This is a genomic window from Aquabacterium sp., assembly GCF_021768455.1.
GTDB lineage: Bacteria > Pseudomonadota > Gammaproteobacteria > Burkholderiales > Burkholderiaceae_C > Aquabacterium.
The window spans coordinates 1-18,949 of the sequence record NZ_JAIZVX010000082.1; the positions used below are offsets into that span (position 1 = coordinate 1).

Genomic DNA, 18,949 nt, shown 5'->3' on the forward strand with positions numbered 1-18,949 from the left:
CACGGCCGCCACGGTCGGCATGCCCACCGCGGGGGCCACGGTGGCGCTGGTCTTCGCGCGGGGCGGGTGGCGGCTCGGCGGCTTCCTTGCGAGCCAGGGCCAGGGTGGCCTCCAGCTTGTCGGCAGCCAGGCCCTTGGCGGCAGCGAACTCGGCAGGCGCCTGGGCGGCCTGTTCGAACTCGGCCAGCAGGGCGGCGCGTTCACGGCGCTCCGCCAATTCCTTTTCACGGCGCTCGTTTTGCAGCGTCTTGCGGCGGGCCAGTTCCTGCACCGCGATCTGGCGGTGCTCTTCGCTCAGCTCACCGGCGGGCTGGCCGTCGAGGTCGAAACGCTCCTTGGCGCGCGAGGCCGCGATCAGGTAGCTGGTGCTGCCCGTGTAGCGGCGGAAGAAGGCCGACAGGGCCTGCTTGCTGAACACGCCCGGGGCGCGCTCCTGGATGTCGACCTGGATGCGCAGCTTCAGCGGGCGCGGCGAGCCGGCAAACAGGGCGGGGAAGCGGGTTTTCAGCTCGGCGGCGCACTCGGCCGGGCTCAGGCCCGGGGCCTGGGGCGCAGCGGCATCGGCCGGCTCTGTCTCGGCCGCACTGACCGCGGTCTCGTCCACAGGTGCCGCGGTCACGGTGGTCGCCGGCTCGGCGGCAGGCGCCAGCTCAGGCACGGCGGGGGTGGAATCCGAAGGGGGCAGGGGAGTCGAGGACATGAAACAGGTCGGAGCGTGCCGCAAGGCAAAGGGGGGATTGTGCGCGATCCCGGGCCCCAGTTCCAGCGCGGCACCCCGCTTTGCCGAACAAGTGCCGGCCAGCCCCCCTTTTGATCGGGTCGCAAGACACCTCCGGCAGCTTGGTCTCCCACCCGGGAAAGTCAGGGTTTTCCCTTGCCTTGTTATGCTAATGAACTTTTTTGTACATTTTCATCCCCATGACAAGCCCTCAAACAGGCCAAGCCCCCGCCCCCTCCCGGTGGGCGATCCGGGCACTGGCCGCCCTCATCCTGGCGCTGGGCCTGGCCTTCACGGCCGGCGGCGCCCAGCTCGCCTCCCTCGGCGGCAGCCTCTACTTCGTCCTCATGGGCCTGGCCCTGCTGGTGTCGGGCGTGGCCCTCGCCCGCCTGCGCGTCCTTGGCGCCTGGGTCTACGCGGCAGGCCTGATCGGCACCACTGCCTGGGCCCTGTGGGAGGTCGGTCTCGACTTCTGGCCTCTGGTCTCTCGCTTGCCCGTGATCGCCGGGATCGGCGTGCTGGTCGCGCTCGCCTACCCTGTGCTCGCGCGCCAGTCGGGTCGGGCCCCGCAAACCGCAGCGGCCCGCACCGTGGCGGGCCTGCTGACCCTGGCCTGCGTGGCCACCATCGTGCGCGCCTTCCAGCCCGTGCCCGTGGTCTCGGCCCAAGGCACCACGCCTCCCGAACTGCCTCTGCCCGCGGGCAGCGAGCACGCCGACTGGCGCGAATGGGGCAACACCCACGCTGGCACCCGCTTCGCCTCGCACGACCAGATCACCAAGGCCAACATCCACGAGCTGAAGGTGGCCTGGACGGCCCACACCGGCGACGTGCCCCAGAGCAACGGCTTTGGCGCCGAAGACCAGGCCACGCCGATGCAGGTGGGCGACACGGTCTACGTCTGCACCCCGCACAACCAGGTGCTGGCCCTGGATGCCGACTCCGGTGCCGAACGCTGGCGCTACGACTCGCAGGCCAAGGCCCCGAGCTGGCAACGCTGCCGTGGCCTGGGTTACCACGAGGACACGCCCGTCACCGTGGGCGCCAGCCTGGCCGCATCCGCCGTGGGCGTGAGCGCCAAGGCCCCGCAAGCGGCCTGCAGCCGCCGCATCCTGATGACCACGGTCGATGCCCGCCTGATCGCGCTGGACGCCGCCACCGGCCAGCCCTGCGAAGGCTTCGGTGAACATGGCCAGGTCGACCTCAAGGTCGGCATGGGTCAGGTCAAGCCCGGCTTCTACACCCTCACCGCCGCACCGCTGGTGGCCCACAACCTCATCGTGGTGGGCGGCCGTGTGGCCGACAACGTGGAAGTCGGCGAACCCGCCGGCGTCGTGCGCGCCTTCGACGTGCGCAACGGCAAGCTGGTGTGGGCCTGGGACCCGGGCAACCCCGATCCCAACGAGGTGCTGGCTCCCGGCCAGGCCTACCGCCGCGCCACGCCCAACGTCTGGACCTCGATGGCCTACGACGACAAGCTGGGCCTGGTCTACCTGCCCACCGGCAACACCACGCCTGACGCCTGGGGCGGCGAGCGCACCGAACGCGACGACCGCTACAGCTCGTCCATCGTGGCCCTCGACCTGAAGACCGGCAAGGAGCGCTGGCACTTCCAGACCGTGCACCACGACCTGTGGGACTACGACCTCCCGGCCCAGCCCCTGCTCTACGACATCCCCGACGGCAAGGGCGGCTTCCAGCCCGCGCTGGTGGAAGTGGGCAAGACCGGCCAGATCTACGTGCTGAACCGTGAAACGGGCAAGCCCCTGGTCGACATCGTGGAAAAGCCGGTGCCCCAGGGCAAGGCAAAGGGTGAGCGCTATTCACCCACGCAGCCCTTCTCGGCCATGCCGACCATCGGCACGCAGGACCTGAACGAAGCCTCCATGTGGGGCGCCACCCCGCTGGACCAACTCTGGTGCCGCATCAACTTCAAGAAGATGCGCTTCGAAGGCCCCTTCACCCCGCCAGGCGAAGACGTGTCCCTGCAGTGGCCGGGCTCGCTGGGCGGCATGAACTGGGGCAGCACGGCGATTGACCTGAAGTCGGGCTACCTCATCGTCAACGACATGCGCCTGGGCCTGTGGACCCGCCTCGCTCCCCGCGAGACCATCAAGGGCGGCAAGGCCGGCGGCACGGAAATGGGCTTTTCCTCGCAGTTCGGCACGCCTTATGGCTCGTACCGCAACCGCTTCATGTCGCCGCTGGGCATCCCCTGCCAGAAGCCGCCGTTCGGCACCATGTCGGCCATCGACCTGGGCAGCAAGAAGCTGGTGTGGCAGGTGCCTGTGGGCACGGTGGAAGACACCGGCCCCCTGGGCGTGAAGATGGGCCTGCACATCCCCATCGGCATGCCCACCCTGGGCGGCGCCTTGACCACCAAGAGCGGCCTGGTGTTCTTTGCCGGCACGCAGGACTACTACCTGCGCGCCTTCGACAGCGCCACCGGCCAGGAAATCTGGAAAGCCCGCCTGCCCGTGGGCAGCCAGGGCACCCCGATGAGCTACGTGTCGCCCAAGACGGGCAAGCAGTACATCGTGGTCACGGCGGGCGGCGCACGCCAATCGCCTGACCGTGGCGACAACGTGATCGCCTACGCGCTGCCCGGCAAGTAAGCCAGGCGCAGCCGCATCACTGCGCGAAAGGCAGCCACTCTCAGGGGTGGCTGCCTTTTTTCATGGTCAGGTGCAGCGGGGCAAACGCCGTGGCGAGGTACGTCAGCAGGGCGTGGACGAACCAGGCGATGCCCAGCATCTCCAGCGTCTCTTCGCAGGTGTAGAGCAGGGCGTAAGGCACGTTGTCCTCACCGTGCTGCAGCACCCACTCACTGCCAATGACCTCAAAGCCGATGGTGCCCGTGACATAGACCAGGCCAGAGCCCATGAAGTGCCACCGCGTCTGCGCCGGGAGGCGGAACAGGAAGCGCAGGTAGGTGAGGCCAAAGGCCATCAGCAGCACCGCGTAGGGCACCACCCAGGCTCGCAGGCCGAGGCTGCCCTCGAGGAACCCCCGGCTGCTGTGCATGAGCAGCCGCATCGGCTCGGTGGCCCGCTCATGCAGGCCGGTCATCTCGTCGATCGACAGGAACACGAAGATCAGGGCCAGCCCCAGCCAGGCCCGGTGAGGCTCACCACGCTGGCGGCTCAGGTGCGTGATCAGCATCAGCAGGCCGCCGGCCAGCAGCAAGGCAACCGAGGAGTACAGCGTCGGGATGTTGCGCTCGTCGTTGAAATTGAACAGCGGCACCAGCCCGAACAAGGCCCCGCGACCCAAACCATGCTTGGCCACCAGGGTGAGCAGGTTGGCCACCAGCAGCACGCCAATGACCTTGAGCAGGAAGTGAAGGACGGCTTTGGGCTGAAGAACAAGGGACATGGCGGGATCTTGAGGGTCGGACGAAGCCTGTCACGATACCGTCACACAACGGGCCTGAGGCAACGCAGGCCGCGCCACAGCGTGAATTCCATCGGAATCCGGGGGGAGGTGGTGCAGACCATGGGGTGCATCGAGGCATCGGCCCGCAAGATCGTCGACATCATTGGCGTGATCGACGGCATCGCCTTCCAGACCCACATCCTGTCACTCAATGCCGCAGTGGAGGCCGGCTGCCGCCACCCGGGCCCTGCAGGATCAGGCGGGGCAACTGGCGGATGTGGTGGGGGGGTTCAGCTTGAGCCGGTAAAACCTGACTGAAAAGGAACCCACCACAAAACCCTCCCCATGCACACCCTCACAACCTGATCAACCTCTCCAACGCCCGCTCCAGCGTCCCCGCCGACTTGGCAAAGCAGAACCTGATCACCCCGTGGTCGTCGCCCCCCGGGTAGAAGGCCGACACCGGGATGGCCGCCACCCCGTGCTCACGGGTGAGGCGTTCCACAAACGCGCGGTCGCCCTCTTCGCTGATGGCGCGGTAGGTCACGCACTGGAAGTAGGTGCCGGCGCAGGGCAGGAGCTCGAAGCGCGAGCCGGACAGGGCCTGGCGGAAGATGTCGCGCTTGCCCTGGTAGAGGGCCTTGAGCTGCTCGTACCAGCCGGGGCGCTGCATGAACTCGGCCAGCGCATGCTGGGTGGGCGCGTGCACCGTGAAGACGATGAACTGGTGGGCCTTGCGGAACTCGGCCATCAGCTCGCGCGGGGCCAGGCAATAGGCCACTTTCCAGCCGGTCACGTGGTAGGTCTTGCCAAAGCTGGAGACCACCACGCTGCGCTCGGCCAGGCCGGGGTGGCGCATCACGCTTTCGTGCCGGGCGCCGTCGAACACCATGTGCTCGTAGACCTCGTCGCTCAGCACGACGATGTCGGTGTCTCTCACCAGGGCTTCGAGCTGGGCCATGTCATCGGCCGTCCACACCATGCCGGTGGGGTTGTGCGGGCTGTTGATGACGATCATGCGCGTGCGCGGCGTGATCAGGGCCTTGACCTGCGCCCAGTCGGGCCGGTAATCGGGGTGGGCCAGGGTGGCGTAAACCACCTTGCCACCCTGCAGCTCGACGCTGGGGGCGTAGCTGTCGTACACCGGAGCGAAGACGATGACCTCGTCGCCCGGGTGCACCAGGGCCGCCATCGCGGTGAAGATCGCCTGCGTGGCCCCTGCCGTGACCGTGATCTCGGTGTCCGGGCTGTAGGCGGCACCGTAGAGCGCCTGCACCTTGGCCGCAATGGCTTCGCGCAGCACCGGCACCCCGGCCATGGGCGGGTACTGGTTGTGCCCCGCCTTGGCCGCCTGGTCGAGCAGGCTCAGGAGCTCGGCCGGGGCGTCAAAGTCGGGAAACCCTTGGGAGAGGTTGATGGCGCCGTGCTCTTGGGCCAGGGCGGACATCACCGTGAAGATGGTGGTGCCGACCTGGGGCAGGCGGGACGTCAGGGGGCGTGCGTAGCTGGGCATGTCCCAAGCATAGCCTCGCCCCGGTGCCCGGCGAAGCGGCTCAACGGTGGCTCACGCCCGGACGCGCCGAACCGAAGCGGCCATCACGGCCAGGCCCGACAGCAGCATCCCCATCGACCCGGGCTCGGGCACGCCGGGGATGACGGGCGGCTGCACACCTGCAGCGGTGAGTTCGATGTCGGCATAGCGCACGAACAGCGGTTCGTCTGGTGCCGTTGGATCGCGGAAGGTGAAGGTCAGGAAGCCATGTTGCAAAGGCAGCAGGCTGGGCAGCATGGCGTCGCCATCGGCGTCGCTCTGGATGGTGGCCGGGGTGAAGACATCGGGGAAAAAGAGCTGGTTCCACGACAGACTGATGTTGACCAGCTCGTACCCCCCGACGCTGAACGCCCCCAGTGAAGGCGCAGCGATCAGATCGGAGAGCGTCTGGCCCGGCGCCGGATGAGGGTCGGCATCCAGGGCGACGATGTCGGCACCACCATGGCCCCACACCGAACCATCGACCACGCTGGCCACGCCCACGGCATCGGTGAACACGTGGCCACCCACGCTCACGGTCAGCTGTGCGTAGGCCGCGGTCGCAGGCGTTTTGCCACCGTAGTAGGTGTGACCATCCGAGAACAGGCCCAGGGCGCCCGAATCGCCAAGCTTGGCGGCGGCGCTGTCGTAGGTGAAGCTGCCCGTGGCCGCCTGCCCCTCGCCCAGCAGGGCGATCAGCGAGGCCTCGCCAGGCGAGGAGACCAGGGCCGATTCTGGTGAAACCAGGCTCTTGAAGGTGTAGGTGACCGGTGCCGCCTGCACCGAAGCCGACACCACCCACCCCAGCGCGAGACTGAGCACCGTGCGCGTTGAGACAAACATGCCTTACCCCTTTGTTTCAAGTTATGAAATATTCACGCTTGGCAAGCATAGCGGGCCGCACGGGTGCCGCACACCCCCTGGGCTCACGAACCGTCTCAGCACTGTCACGCACTGTTTCAAGAGGTGTGCGTCACGGCCCACAGCCCGCGCTCAACCCAGGCCTCGCGGCAACCGCGCCAACAAGGCGGTCAGGTCGGACAACCTTGCGCAGGTGGTCTTCGCCAACACCCCTCGCAGCTGAGATCGCACCGTGTGGATGCTGACGTGGTGGCGCTGGGCGGCGTCTTCCAGCGTCAGGCCTTCGGACAGTGCGTGGGCCAGGCGTGCCTCGGCCGCAGTGAGGTCAAAGAGGCCCATGAGCTGGCTGGGGCTCATGGGGGCATCGGTCGTGAGGGGCTTGATCAGCAAAAGGGTGTGCGCGCGCTGAGCGACATCGGGCAGCACCCGAGACAACCAGGCGGGGCTGGGCCGCGCCGTGGCGGCACTGGCCATGACGATGGCCTCTTGGCCATTGGCTTGACGCAGCCTGATCGACTGGGGCTGTCGCCGGGTGTGGCAACCCTGCACCAGGCGGTTGATGTCGCTGCTGTCTGCCATGTTGGCGCCTTGCAGCAGGCGCAGGGCGGGCGCCCATTGCCTGGCCAGGGCGTTGGCGTAGAGGACGTGGCCCAAGGCATCCAGCGCCAGGGCGCCCAGCCCCTGGACGTCGAGCGCGGCCTCGCTGGCCACCGCGCGCAGTTCGCGCAGGCGCGCGTCCGTGATCAGGGTCGTGGCGCGGGCCAGGTGGGGCAGGTAGCGGCCGATGGCCCGCATGTCCTGCGCATCGAATTCAGGGCGACCGGCCCTGCGGTTGAACGCAACCAGGCCTTCTGCTCCCTGGCGATCCAGGAGTTTGCCGCCCGCAACGTAGCGGCCCCCATTGGGGATCAGAAAGTCCTGGTAGAAGCCGCTGCGCCCGACGTAGGACGCATCGAACAATTCGCTGCATTGCTGGGCCTGGCCCACCCGCAGGCTGCGGGTGTGGGCGCGGCGGGGGTCTTCGTGGATGTAGTGGCTGTAGTAGGCATCCATGACCGCCTGAGGGATCCAATCGATGGTGGTTTGGTGAAGGATGGGCTGCAGGTGGGCGTCGACCACGAACATGTGGCAACCATCCGACTGGACGCATGCCTCGAACTGCGCCACCGCTCCACACAAGGTCTCAGGGGCCAGCGCCGCCTCGTACAAAGCGGAGATCAGCCCATCCCACAACACATCGTCCAACTGCATGCCCCCCAGCAAGCGCTGCGCAACACGGGCACAGCTTTGACTTCTTGACACAGGTGTAACACAAGGCACAGGGCGTCGGCCTGCCTGGATCTCCCTCTGAGGGGGGCCCCGGAATCATCAATTTTGATGATGCGGTCAGCAGGCGGTGATTCAGACAATCGGCCGCCATGCCAACCCGCAGAGACGACCCGATGAATGCACCCCAGTTCGCATCGAAAGCCACCTTGAGCGCCGCATTGAGCGCCGCCTTGATCCTGTCAGCCTGTGGTGGCGGTGGAGGTGGCGACTCGAACAACAACAGCAGCAGCAACACCAACACCAACACCCAGAACACCGTCACGGCCCTGACCACCACGTGCGCTGCGGCCGTGCCGAGTTCGGCCATGCTGGCCATTGCGGCATCGGGCGGCGTGGCCTCGGCCAGCCTGACGCTCAGTGGGCCGACGGTCTCGCTCAATTACGCCGCCTCGACGGTGAACAGCGAGCGGGCCTTGCCCACGAACGCGATCATCGCCACCTCCAGCGATGGCAGCTGCAGCTTCACGGCCACCAACCAGGCGCAGGGTCTGAAACTGGCCCTGGCCAGCAGTCGCCTTGGCATGGCCTACGACCCCAGCACCGGAGAACCTGTGTTGCTGCTGGGCAGCCTGAACACCGACACATCGGCCCTGGCCGGCACCTACAACATGGTGCGCTACCAACGCGACGTGGACACCACGAACAACAATGCGGTGAGCACGCGCACCAGCTACGCCACCTTCGTGATCAACAGCGACCAGACCTGGGCGCTTTACAAGAACGCCGATGCATCGGGCACCGCCACAGCCACCGGCACACTGGAGGCAGACGGCGTGACCGGCCGATTGCTGCTGGTCACGGGCAGCGGCAGCACGCGCATCGAGCGGGGCAGTGTGTTCCTGTCGGGCTCGGGCAGCGAACGCATCCTGGCGGTGGCCGAGCACGACCCCAGCAACGACGGCCTCACGCCCACCAGCGGCCTGTTCATCGGCACCCCGCAAGCGGCATGGAGCACCTTCTCGGCCAGCGTGGCCGGCACCTACCAGACCAACAGCACCGACCCATCAACCAAGGCTTTGTCGGTGTCGGGCCTGAGCCTGACGCCCGCCGGTGGCAGCGCGATCACGGCCACGGCCAACAGCCCGATCCAGGGCCTACTGACGGCGCAAAGCAACAACCACGTCTTGCTGCGCGACGGCCTGATCGCCGTGGTGAACAATGAAACCACGGGCGCCACCACCTCGGGTTACCTCCAGCTGGGCGTGGTGCCTCAACCCTGAGCCCTCCACCGATGCTGTCCAAACTTTCTGCGTTCTGCCTGGCCGCGCTGGCCTCCAGCCTGACCCTGGCCCAATCCAATCCGATGGCCGATCCAGACATCCTGGGCGTCAAGCCCGGCATGCCCAAGGCACAGGCTCTCGCCATCGTGAAAGAGAAATACCCTCAATCCAAAACCAAGGCCACCGTGAGGGAGGTGATGCTGGGCGAGGCCGACCTGATGTACGAGGCACAGATCCAGTTCAACCTCGACAAGAACAAGATCAGCCCCCACACCGCCGAGGACGTGCTGACGCTGACCTTCCTTCCCGATGACACCGTGCTGGGCATCCGCCGCGTGATGTTGCACCGCCCCGGCAAGCAGCAGACCGCCGACCTGCTGACCGCCTTGCAGCAGAAGTTCGGCATGCCGGTGCACTTCGTGTACGACGACACCACGCGGTTCGAGGACCAGTCGATGTGGTCGGATCGGATGCTGCCCGGGCTGAGCCTGGTCGGGAACCGGTATGTGCAGGGAGGGCGGATCTCGTCCAGCGATTTCGGCACCGTGACGCCCTACCCCTATTGCTGGATGGAGATGCTGGTGTACGCGGGGGAGTTGTTCAATCCGGTCGAGGCCTACCGCAGCCTGACGGACAGCAGCGGCGTGGCCGCCAACAAGGCGAAGGAGTGGCAATCCTGCGGCAAGGCGCTGTGGGTGGCCAACATGCACGAACGCCCGCTGTACTACAACGCCACGCGCACGGAGATGATCCTGGTCGACCTCAGCAAGGCGCCGGTCAGCCTGAGAAGCATGCCGGACATGCTCAAGGCCAACCCGCGAACGACCTACGCCAAACCGGTCACCGAGAAGCCGAAGGTGTCGGCCAACACCCCCGCGCTCTGAGCGCCCTTACTTGGCCAGTTCGGCCCGCATGGCGTCGATCACGGCCTTGTAGCTGGGCTGGCCAAAGATGGCGCTGCCGGCCACGAAGGTGTCGGCACCGGCATCGGCGATGCGGCGGATGTTGTCGATCTTGACGCCACCGTCGATTTCGAGGCGGATGTCGCGGCCCGAGGCGTCGATCAGCTTGCGCACCTTCTCGGCCTTGCGCAGGGTGCTGTCGATGAAGCTCTGGCCGCCAAAGCCGGGGTTCACGCTCATCAGCAGGACCACGTCGACCTTGTCGATGACCCACTCGAGCACGTCCACCGGCATGGCGGGGTTGAACACCAGGCCGGCCTGCTTGCCTTCGGCCTTGATCAGCTGCAGGGTGCGGTCGACGTGGGTGGAGGCGTCGGGGTGGAAGGTGATGATGTCGGCACCGGCCTTGGCGAAGGCCTGGGCCAGGGCGTCCACCGGCTGGACCATCAGGTGCACGTCGATGGGCACGGGCGAGCCATCGGGCTTGACCGCATGCTGGCGCAGGGCCTGGCAGACCATCGGCCCGAAGGTCAGGTTGGGCACGTAATGGTTGTCCATCACGTCGAAGTGGATCCAGTCGGAGCCGGCCTCGATCACGTTGCGCACTTCTTCGCCCAGGCGGGCGAAATCGGCAGAAAGGATGCTGGGGGCGATGCGGAAGGTGCGCGACATGGGCGGGGCTCGTGGGAGGGAGAAACCGGTATTGTAAAAAATTGCGCCGCCTACAGCCCCTCGGGCCGCTGGGTTATGTGAAAACGGCCCGCAAAGGGCTTTCCCTAGAATGGGTTGCATGAGCCAAGCCGAACTCTCCTGCACCGTCGTCCCGCAGTACCTCGAAGACCAGAGCAACCCTGCCCGAAACGAGTACGCGTTCGCCTACACGGTGAGCATCGTCAACACCGGGGCGATCACGGCCCAGGTCGTGGCCCGCCAGTGGCTGATCACCGATGCCACCGGGCGCACGCAGGAGGTGCGCGGCCTGGCTCTGGTCGGGCACCAGCCGGTGCTCAAGCCGGGCGAGAAGTTCGAATACACGAGCTGGACCAGCCTGGACACCCCCCATGGCCTGATGCAGGGCACCTTCTTCTGCATGACCGAAGACGCCCACCACTTCGAGGCCCCCATCGAACCCTTCACCCTGGCGCGATCGCAATCACTCCACTGAATTGATGCCTTTTTTCCGCACCCTGCTCCGTCCCCTCGCCCGCCAACCCTGGTGGCCCCGTCCCGGTACCGGGACCGAACTCGGTGCGCTGCTCGACAGCGCCGACGCCAGCGCGCCACTGGTCGAACGCCACCTGTGGCTGATCCGCGTGATCGACTGGGTGCGCTGTGGCGAGCCCCACAGCGGCACCGCCTACGTGATGCGCCTGCTGGCGCAAGACCCGGCCCGCCGCGCCCGCGTGGTCGCCCTGCTGGCCGCCTTCTGGCGCGACATGGACGTCGCCGCCCTGCTGGCCGACTACGGCTTCTCGCCCCGCAGTGCCTTCCTGAACGAATTGGGTGAGCGCCTGCGGCGGCGCGCCCTGCCCCCCAGCCCCGACACCGCCGACCTGGCCCAGCTCTTCAACCTCCTGTTCGACGACCCCACCGACGTCGACTGGGTGAGCGCGCTCGACGCCTCTCTGCTGGCCGATCTGGCCCAGCTGTGGCGCGAAGCCCTGGCCCATGAACTGGCCTGCGGCAGCGGGCCCGGCACCGCCAGCGCCTCGCCGCTGGGGTGGCGCGAGCCTTTCTTCGATGCCATGGCCTACCTGGCCTCGCAGGTGCGCGCCGCAGGGCTCTCGCCCGCCTTCCGCAGCCGCCTGGGCACCCGGGTGGACGACGAGGTGGCCAGCGACAGCGCCCCTGCCGAATCCGGCGGCCGGACGGCCTTTCGCCAACTGAGCCACGTGACCGAGCGCCTGCACGAACTGGCCCTGGGCCACCTCACGACCCAGGCCGCCCTGGCCCAGGCGCACGGTGAGGCCGAGCCCCCGGTCTGGCCTGCGGCGCTGCTGCAGGAGGCCCAGTACCTGCGCGCCCTGCTGGCCGAGTGCGCCCAGGCGGCCAGCGGCCTGCATGGCCACCTGGAGGTGCAGGGCATTTCGGTGGACCTGGTCTTCCAGATCGACCAGTTGTGCGAACGCTGCCGCCGCATCGAGACCCTGCTGGACGCCGTGCTCTCGCCCACACCCGTGGCCGAATGGCACCAGTTGCTGAGCAGCCTGCTGACCGTGGGCGAAGCCCGCCGAAGCGTGCGGGCCCTGTTCGCCCAGCATTACTCGATGCTGGCGCGCAAGGTGGCCGAGCGCAGCGCCGAGACCGGCGAGCACTACATCACCCGCAACCGCGCCGAGTACGCCGACATGCTGGCCCGTGCGGCCGGCGGCGGCGCCGTGATCGCAGGCACCACCTTCATGAAGTTCGCAGTGCTGTCCCTGGCCCTGTCGCCATTCTGGGCGGGGCTGGGCGCAGGCCTGAACTACGCCGTGAGCTTCGTCATCGTGCAGCTGCTGCACTGGACGGTGGCCACCAAACAACCCGCCATGACGGCCCCGGCCCTGGCCGCCCGCCTGGCCGACACGCGCCACGAAGAGGCCATCGAAGGCTTTGTGGACGAGGTGGCGCATCTGATCCGCTCGCAGATGGCCGGCATCCTGGGCAACCTGGCGCTGGTGGCGCCGCTGGTGCTGGGCGTGCAGGCCCTGAGCTGGTGGCTGCGCGGCGCCCCCGTGGTGGGCGAACACGAGGCCCACCATGTGCTGGAGACCTTGACCCTGCTGGGCCCCACAGCCTGGTATGCGGCCTTCACGGGGGTGCTGCTGTTCGCCTCCAGCCTGATCGCGGGCTGGGTGGAGAACTGGTTCGTGCTGCACCGCCTCGACAGCGCCCTGCAGTGGAACCCGCGCATCCGCGCCTGGCTGGGGGCCGAACGGGCCGCGCACTGGGCCGGCTGGTGGCGGGGCAACATTTCCGGGCTGGCGGCCAATGTGTCGCTGGGACTGCTGCTGGGCCTGGTGCCGGTGATCGCGGGCTTCATGGCCTTGCCGCTGGATGTGCGCCACGTCACCCTCTCGACCGGCCAGCTCATGGCCGCCGCCGGCGCCCTGGGCCCGGCCATCCTGCACGACCCGCACTGGTGGTGGTGCGTGGCGGCCATCCCGGTCACCGGGGCGCTGAACGTCGGGGTGAGCTTCGCCCTGGCCCTGCGCGTGGCCGTGCGCTCGCGCGGGGTGAAGGGGGCGGAGCGCGGCCGCCTGTGGGCCGCGGTGCGCCAGCGCCTGTGGCGTCAGCCCTTGAGTTTCTTGCTGCCGCCGCGGGATCCGGCCTGATCGGCCGGGTCGGCAGGGGCGTCGGTTGGCACCTCGGCCTGACCCTCGGCCTCGTCCAGCTCGCCCTGGCGGCGGCCCGAGAACATCGTCCACCAGACGACGAAGAGCAGCAGGAGCAAGGCACCCGCGGCCTCCAGCACAATCCAGCCCATGATCGTTCGCCCGTCCTTGATGGGGCCGCTGCCGGCCCCGGTGTCTGAAACGCCCCGCCATGGGGGCCTGCTGCCCCTGGCGCTGGCCATTGTAGGCAGCCTCCTGAGCGCCTGCGGCAGCGTGTCCCTGCAGGACAAGCGCCCCGCGCCCATCGTCGATTCCAGCCCCCGGCCGCCCGAGGGGCGCGCCGAGGCCCCGGCTGTGCCGGCGGCACCCGCCGGCGTGCTGCGCGGCAAGGCCCGCTGGGTGCCCGCGCAGTGGCCCGAGCTGCCGGGCTGGGAAGCCGACCGCGTGCAGGACTGGTGGCCGGCCCTTTACCGGGGTTGCGTCAAGCCCTCGGCGGCCTGGGCCACGGTCTGCGCCGATGTGAAGAAGCTCGGCCCGGGCTGGGGGCAAAAGGTCGAGGCCGACTTCGTGCGGCAGTGGGTGCAAAGCCGCCTGCAGCCCTGGCGCGTGACCACGCCCGATGGCGCCACCAACGGCCTGCTCACCGGCTATTTCGAACCCCTGCTGGAAGGCCGCCGCAAGCCCGATGGCCGCTTCCAGTACCCGCTGCACCGCGCACCGGCCGACCTGGGCCAGCGCAAGCCCTACCTGAGCCGCACCGAGCTGGAATCCACGCCCGAAGGCCGGGCGGCCACCGCGGGCCGCGAACTGGTTTACCTGGCCGACCCGCTGGACGTGCTGCTGGTGCAGGTGCAGGGCTCGGGCCGCGTGCGCCTGCAAGACGAGCTGACGCCACAAGGTCAGCCCAAGGTGGTGCGCCTGGCCTTTGGCGGCCACAACGACCAGCCCTACCAGTCGGTGGCACGCTGGCTGGTGGACCAGGGGGCCTTCCCGCTGGAGCAGGCCTCCTGGCCGGCCATCCGCAACTGGGCGGCCCAGAACCCGGCCCGGGTGCCCGAGATGATGCGGGCCAACCCGCGCGTGGTGTTCTTCCGTGAAGAGCCTCTGCCCGATCCGGACCTGGGCCCCAATGGCGCGCAGGGTGTGCCGCTCACGCCGGGGCGCTCCATCGCGGTCGACCGCGACAGCATCCCCCTGGGCACACCGGTGTGGCTGGCCAGCACGCAGCCGCAGAACTGGTCGCCCACGGCCCCCGTGCCGCAACCGCTGCAGCGCCTGGTGATGGCACAGGACACGGGTGGCGCCATCCTGGGCGCGGTGCGCGCCGACTTCTTCTGGGGCTGGGGCGACGAGGCCCTGACCCAGGCCGGCCGCACCAAGCAGCCGCTGAGCCTGTGGGTGCTGTGGCCGGCGCAAAACCCGGTGCCCTGAACCCACTCTTTGGGGAGGTCAGCGGGCGGGGTCGTCGATAGAATCCTTCGACCCAACCCAACGCAGGGATTCGCATGAAGCATCGCCACGCCCATTTTTCTGCCTGCCTGACGCTGGCCCTCGCCGGCCTGCACGCCACCTCCCAGGCCCAGACTGGCAGCAGCGATGGCAGCATCGACAAATGCGACCGCGTGCTGGGCACCCTGGCCGTGGCCGAGCCGCAAAGCGAAATCATCGCCCACCTGACGCAGTACAAGCTGGGGTCGCCATCGACGATGCTGCGCATGATCGCGCAGGAGTCAGGCTGCTTCCATGTGGTCGAGCGCGGCGTGGCGATGCAGAACATCCAGCAGGAACGCGCCCTGGCCGCCAATGGCATGCTGCACGAGGACGCCAACGTCGGCGGTGGCCAGCTGCAGGCCGCCGACTTTGTGCTGACGCCCTCGGTGCAGTTCTCGGATGGCACGGGTGGCGTGGGGGCGGCCGTGGGCGGCTTGCTGGGCCGCCTGCCAGGCGTGCTGGGCTCTCTGGGCGGGCTGGCCGGAGGCCTGTCGTTCAAGGAGGCCGAAACCACCTTGCTGCTGGCCGATGTGCGCTCGGGCCTGCAGGTGGCCAGCGCCGAAGGCCAGGCCAAGAAGATGGACTTCAGCCTGGGTGGCTGGGGCTGGGGTGGCTTGGGATGGGCGGCCGCCGGCGGCTACTCCAAAACGCCTGAGGGCAAACTGATCGCGGCCAGCCTGCTGGACAACTTCAACCGCATCGTGGCCACCATCCGCAACAAGCCCAGCCTGGTGCAGGCCACCTCCAAGGCCTCGCGCGTGAACGCCGCGGCGTCCACCAAAGCCACCCAGCCGGTGGGCCGCGTGGCCCGGCTGGCCCCGCCAGCGGCAGGCCCCAGCGGGAACAGCATGCTGCCATCGGGCCTGATCGGCAACTTCGCTGGCACCTTCGACGGACAGGACGAAGGCAACTTCAGCGCCGTGGTGGGTGCCAACGGCGTGGTCTCGGGCAGCGGCTACTCCAGCAAGTACAACGTGCCTTTCGTGGTGTCGGGCCTGGTCAGCGCCGGTGGCGATGTGCAGATGACCGGCTCGGGCAAAGCGGGCTCGGCCACCTTTGTGGGGCAGATCGACCAGGCCAACGGCACCGTGACCGGCCAATGGCGCGTGGTGTCGGGGCCCGGCGCGGGCACGCCCGGCGGCAGCTTCCAGGGCCAGCGCAAGTGAGGCGGAGGCCTCGCCAGAACCGGCGAGGCCACGGCGCCTCCCCCTCGCTCAGGGCCAGATCCTGACGCGCTGCGCCGGTGGCAGGTACATCTTGTCGCCGGGGCGGGTCTGGTAGGCCTCGTGGAAGGCGTCGAAGTTCTTCACCACGCCATTGGCCCGGAAAACACCGGGCGGGTGCGGGTCCATGTCGAGCAGCAGCAGCGCAAAGTCAGGACGCGACTTGCTGCGCCAGGTGCGGGCCAGCTGGGCGAAGAATTCCCGGTTGGCCTGCCGCGGGTCCAGCCCCTGCGCCTGCGCCAGCTTCTGGTAGGCCCGCAGGGCGATCTCGGCCCCGCTGACGTCGCCCATGATCTCGCCGATCGCCAGCTTGCCCTTGAGGAAATGGCCGGGCAGCACCTCGTAGGCATCGGCCTGGGCGATCAGGGCGTCGCGCACCTGGTTGTAGGCGGCGCGGTCTTCCGACGTCCACCAGTTGCGCAGGTTGCCGCGGGCGTCGAACTGGCTGCCCTGGTCGTCAAAGCCGTGGCCGATCTCGTGCCCGATCACGAAGCCGATGCCACCGTAGAGCTCGGCATCGCTGCCATCGACCTTGAAGAAGGGTTCATGCAGGATGCCCGCCAGCAGCACGAAGGTGTTGCTCGACGGGTTGTAGAAGGCGTTGACCATCTGGGGTGGGTAGCCCCAGTCGTCCGGGTTGACGGGTTTGCCCAGCTTGGCCAGGTTGTAGCGGTGCTCGGCCTCCTGCAGGCGCTGGTGGTTGTGGATCAGGCTGTCGGTCCGCACCTGCAGGGCACGGAAGTCTCGCCAGGTCTGGGGTGCGCCGATCTGGAAGCGCAGCTTGTCGAGCTTCTCCAGTGCCGCGGCACGGGTCTGCGGGGCCATGCGGGGTGAGGTCTGCACCGCCAGGCGGTATTCGTCGGTGATGCGGCCGATCACCCCGTTCAGGCGCGCCTTGACCCGCTGGTCGAAGTGGCGGGCCACATAGGCCTGGCCCAGCAGCGATCCGGCGTTCTCGTTGAGGTAGCGCACCGCGCGGCGCTCGGGCGGCTCGGGCTGGGCATAAAGGCCGCGCTGGATTTCGTAGTCGGTGATGGCGGCGAAGAAGCGGTCGTCCAGCAGCTTGGCGTGGTTGAGCAGCAGCTTGGCCTTCAGGTAGGCACGCCAGGCATCGATGCCCTGGCTGCCGACGAAGCGGTCGAGCGCCTCGACGTAAGCCGGCTGCATCACGTTGATGCGCTGGCTGCGCGGCATGCCCAGCTCGGCCAGCTGGCGGCCCAGGGCCAGGTGGGGCGCGCTGGCCTGCAGGCGCTGGAAGGTGCGGAGGTTGTAGGTCTTGGCAGGGTCGCGCAGCTCGGTGTTGGACCACTGGATGCGGGCGAGCCCACGCTCCAGGGCCAGCACGGTGCGCGCCTGCTCGGCCGCACGGGCTTGGCCGGCGAGCTCGAACAGCTTCTGCAGCAGGGCCTGGTACTGGTCGCGGATGGTCTGGGTGCGGGCGTCATCACCCAGGTAGTCCTCGCGCTCCAGGCTCAGCCCACCTTGTGCGGCGAAGAGGATCTGCTGGTCGGCACGGGCGTAATCGGTGCCGACGGCAAAGAGCAGGGGCGTGGCCATGCCCATCTTCTGCCAGCGCGCCCACAGGGCGGGCAAACCGCTGTGCTGCTTCAGGGCGTCGGCGCGGGCCAGATCGGCCCCCAGCGGGCGGACGCCCAGGGCGTTGCGACGGGCCTGATCGGTGTAGGCCGTGTACAGGGCGGCAAGCTTGCGCTCGTTGGCGCTGGGGTGCTCCAGACGGGTCAGGTCCTGGAGCAGGGCCACCAGCTGGTCGGTGACCTGTCGATCGATGACGGTGAAGTTGTTCACCGCCGGCTTGTCGGCGGGGATGACCGTGCTGGCCAGCCAGTCGCGGTTGACCCAGGCGTAAAAGTCCTGGGTGGGCCCGGCATCGGCCAGGGGGGTCTGCGCCGAGGCAGGCTGCGCAGACGGTGTCTGCTGGAGCGGTGAGGCCGGTGGGGTCGCGCAGGCCGTGAGGGCGGTCATGGCCGCCAGCGCCAGCGTGAAGGGGAGCTTCCTGATTGAATGTGTCATCTGTGGCACCGTGGTGGAGATGGTGCCAACGATGATAGCCACCCCGGCCCGGGGCGGGCTTTTCCCCTGCGCGGGGATCAGCCGGGATCTGTCGAGATCTGGCGGGATCAATAGGTCTTGTAAGGCAGGAACTTGCCCGACATCACGATGCTGACGCGGTCGCCAGCCGGATTGGGTTCGCGCTGCAGGTCCATCTTGAAGTCGATGGCACTCATGATGCCGTCGCCGAACTCTTCGTGGATCAGCGCCTTGAAGGTGGTGCCGTAGACGCTGACCAGTTCGTAGAAGCGGTAGATCAGCGGATCGGTGGGCACGCTGGTGGGCAGGCTGCCCTTGTAGGGCACCTCCTGCAGCCACAGCACGGCCTCTTCAGGCAGGTCAAAGATCCTGCCGATGGTGGCGGCCTGTTCGGCGTTCAGCGTCATCTGCCCCAGGCAGGCGGCTGTGACCCACTCCTTGCTCAGGCCGACCTGGGTGGCCACGTCGGCCCACTTGATGCCTTGGCGGACTTTGGCTTCGATGATCAGGTCGGTGACGTCTTCTCGGTTCATGCGGTGCTCCTTCGGCGGTGGTGCGGGGGACAGGGGGACGCTCAGCGCGTGAGGCGGCGCTCTGCTTCGGTGATCGGGACGTCGTTGATGCTGGCTTCGCGGCGGGCCATGAGGCCCTGGGCGTCGAAGGTCCAGTTCTCGTTGCCATGGGCGCGAAACCACTGGCCGCTGTCGTCGTGGTACTCGTACTCGAAGCACACGGCGATCCGGTTGTCGGTGAAGGCGAACAGGCGCTTTTGCAGGCGGTACTGGTGCTCCCTGGCCCACTTGCGCGTCAGGAAGGCCACGATGGCCTCACGGCCCTGGAGGAACTCGCTGCGGTTGCGCCACCAGGTGTCCGGCGTGTAGGCCAGCGAACAGCGCACGGGGTCTTTGCTGTTCCAGGCGTCTTCGGCCAGGCGAA

The 18,949-nt window shown here is 68.2% G+C and carries 17 protein-coding genes and 1 pseudogene; 8 read left to right on the forward strand and 10 right to left on the reverse strand.

The window, feature by feature from the left end; translation table 11 throughout:
- The coding region (locus QZ994_RS11900; protein ID WP_290871653.1) for a ProQ/FinO family protein at positions 1–700 on the reverse strand (700 nt) is incomplete at its 3' end.
- Between the two features lie 218 nt (positions 701–918).
- On the opposite strand from QZ994_RS11900, the gene QZ994_RS11905 reads away from it, so the two are divergent.
- Positions 919–3,333 (forward strand): membrane-bound PQQ-dependent dehydrogenase, glucose/quinate/shikimate family, encoded by a 2,415-nt coding sequence (locus tag QZ994_RS11905; RefSeq protein ID WP_290871654.1) that lies wholly within the window; start codon positions 919–921, stop codon positions 3,331–3,333.
- A gap of 40 nt (positions 3,334–3,373) precedes the next feature.
- Here QZ994_RS11905 and QZ994_RS11910 read toward each other — a convergent pair whose 3' ends face one another.
- Complete coding sequence (locus tag QZ994_RS11910) at positions 3,374–4,093, reverse strand: hypothetical protein (protein ID WP_290871655.1); 720 nt, start codon at positions 4,091–4,093, stop codon at positions 3,374–3,376.
- A 108-nt stretch (positions 4,094–4,201) separates the two neighbouring features.
- Between QZ994_RS11910 and QZ994_RS11915 the strand changes: the two are divergent.
- Positions 4,202–4,321: pseudogene (locus tag QZ994_RS11915) on the forward strand (methyl-accepting chemotaxis protein); the annotation flags it as partial.
- 127 nt (positions 4,322–4,448) lie between these two features.
- On the opposite strand, the gene QZ994_RS11920 reads toward QZ994_RS11915, so the two are convergent.
- The 3 genes from QZ994_RS11920 to QZ994_RS11930 form a co-directional block, all read right to left on the reverse strand.
- Complete coding sequence (locus QZ994_RS11920) at positions 4,449–5,606, reverse strand: pyridoxal phosphate-dependent aminotransferase (protein ID WP_290871656.1); 1,158 nt, start codon at positions 5,604–5,606, stop codon at positions 4,449–4,451.
- A gap of 51 nt (positions 5,607–5,657) precedes the next feature.
- Positions 5,658–6,467, reverse strand: coding sequence for a PEP-CTERM sorting domain-containing protein (locus QZ994_RS11925; protein ID WP_290871657.1), 810 nt, complete (start codon positions 6,465–6,467; stop codon positions 5,658–5,660).
- 150 nt (positions 6,468–6,617) lie between these two features.
- Positions 6,618–7,736: a helix-turn-helix transcriptional regulator gene (locus QZ994_RS11930; protein WP_290871658.1), complete on the reverse strand. Its 1,119-nt coding sequence runs from the start codon at positions 7,734–7,736 to the stop codon at positions 6,618–6,620.
- Positions 7,737–7,927: 191 nt separating this feature from the next.
- On the opposite strand from QZ994_RS11930, the gene QZ994_RS11935 reads away from it, so the two are divergent.
- Together QZ994_RS11935 and QZ994_RS11940 are read left to right on the forward strand one after the other, a co-directional pair.
- On the forward strand, positions 7,928–9,034 hold the full coding sequence (locus QZ994_RS11935) for a hypothetical protein (RefSeq protein WP_290871659.1): 1,107 nt from the start codon (positions 7,928–7,930) through the stop codon (positions 9,032–9,034).
- Positions 9,035–9,045: 11 nt separating this feature from the next.
- Positions 9,046–9,918: a hypothetical protein gene (locus tag QZ994_RS11940; RefSeq protein WP_290871660.1), complete on the forward strand. Its 873-nt coding sequence runs from the start codon at positions 9,046–9,048 to the stop codon at positions 9,916–9,918.
- 6 nt (positions 9,919–9,924) lie between these two features.
- Here QZ994_RS11940 and rpe read toward each other — a convergent pair whose 3' ends face one another.
- Complete coding sequence (gene rpe, locus QZ994_RS11945; RefSeq protein WP_290871661.1) at positions 9,925–10,608, reverse strand: ribulose-phosphate 3-epimerase; 684 nt, start codon at positions 10,606–10,608, stop codon at positions 9,925–9,927.
- Between the two features lie 118 nt (positions 10,609–10,726).
- Here rpe and apaG point away from each other — a divergent pair, with 118 nt between their 5' ends.
- Both apaG and QZ994_RS11955 read left to right on the forward strand, forming a co-directional pair.
- Entirely contained in the window at positions 10,727–11,101 is a 375-nt protein-coding gene (gene apaG / locus QZ994_RS11950; RefSeq protein WP_290871662.1) for a Co2+/Mg2+ efflux protein ApaG, read from the forward strand.
- 4 nt (positions 11,102–11,105) lie between these two features.
- Complete coding sequence (locus tag QZ994_RS11955; protein WP_290871663.1) at positions 11,106–13,250, forward strand: site-specific recombinase; 2,145 nt, start codon at positions 11,106–11,108, stop codon at positions 13,248–13,250.
- On the opposite strand, the gene QZ994_RS11960 is transcribed toward QZ994_RS11955, so the two are convergent.
- Positions 13,208–13,402, reverse strand: coding sequence for a hypothetical protein (locus tag QZ994_RS11960; RefSeq protein ID WP_290871664.1), 195 nt, complete (start codon positions 13,400–13,402; stop codon positions 13,208–13,210). The genes QZ994_RS11955 and QZ994_RS11960 overlap by 43 nt on opposite strands.
- Here QZ994_RS11960 and QZ994_RS11965 point away from each other — a divergent pair.
- A complete protein-coding gene (locus QZ994_RS11965; RefSeq protein ID WP_290871665.1) occupies positions 13,401–14,681 on the forward strand; it encodes an MltA domain-containing protein in 1,281 nt (426 codons plus the stop codon). The genes QZ994_RS11960 and QZ994_RS11965 overlap by 2 nt on opposite strands.
- Before the next feature lie 74 nt (positions 14,682–14,755).
- Positions 14,756–15,907, forward strand: a complete 1,152-nt coding sequence (locus tag QZ994_RS11970) for a CsgG/HfaB family protein (RefSeq protein WP_290871666.1) — start codon at positions 14,756–14,758, stop codon at positions 15,905–15,907.
- 48 nt (positions 15,908–15,955) lie between these two features.
- Here QZ994_RS11970 and QZ994_RS11975 read toward each other — a convergent pair whose 3' ends face one another.
- From QZ994_RS11975 to QZ994_RS11985, 3 genes are all read right to left on the reverse strand, one after another.
- Positions 15,956–17,995 (reverse strand): M13 family metallopeptidase, encoded by a 2,040-nt coding sequence (locus tag QZ994_RS11975; RefSeq protein ID WP_290871667.1) that lies wholly within the window; start codon positions 17,993–17,995, stop codon positions 15,956–15,958.
- A gap of 107 nt (positions 17,996–18,102) precedes the next feature.
- On the reverse strand, positions 18,103–18,546 hold the full coding sequence (cynS, locus tag QZ994_RS11980; protein WP_290871668.1) for a cyanase: 444 nt from the start codon (positions 18,544–18,546) through the stop codon (positions 18,103–18,105).
- Positions 18,547–18,587: 41 nt separating this feature from the next.
- The coding region (locus QZ994_RS11985; protein WP_290871669.1) for a nuclear transport factor 2 family protein at positions 18,588–18,949 on the reverse strand (362 nt) is incomplete at its 5' end.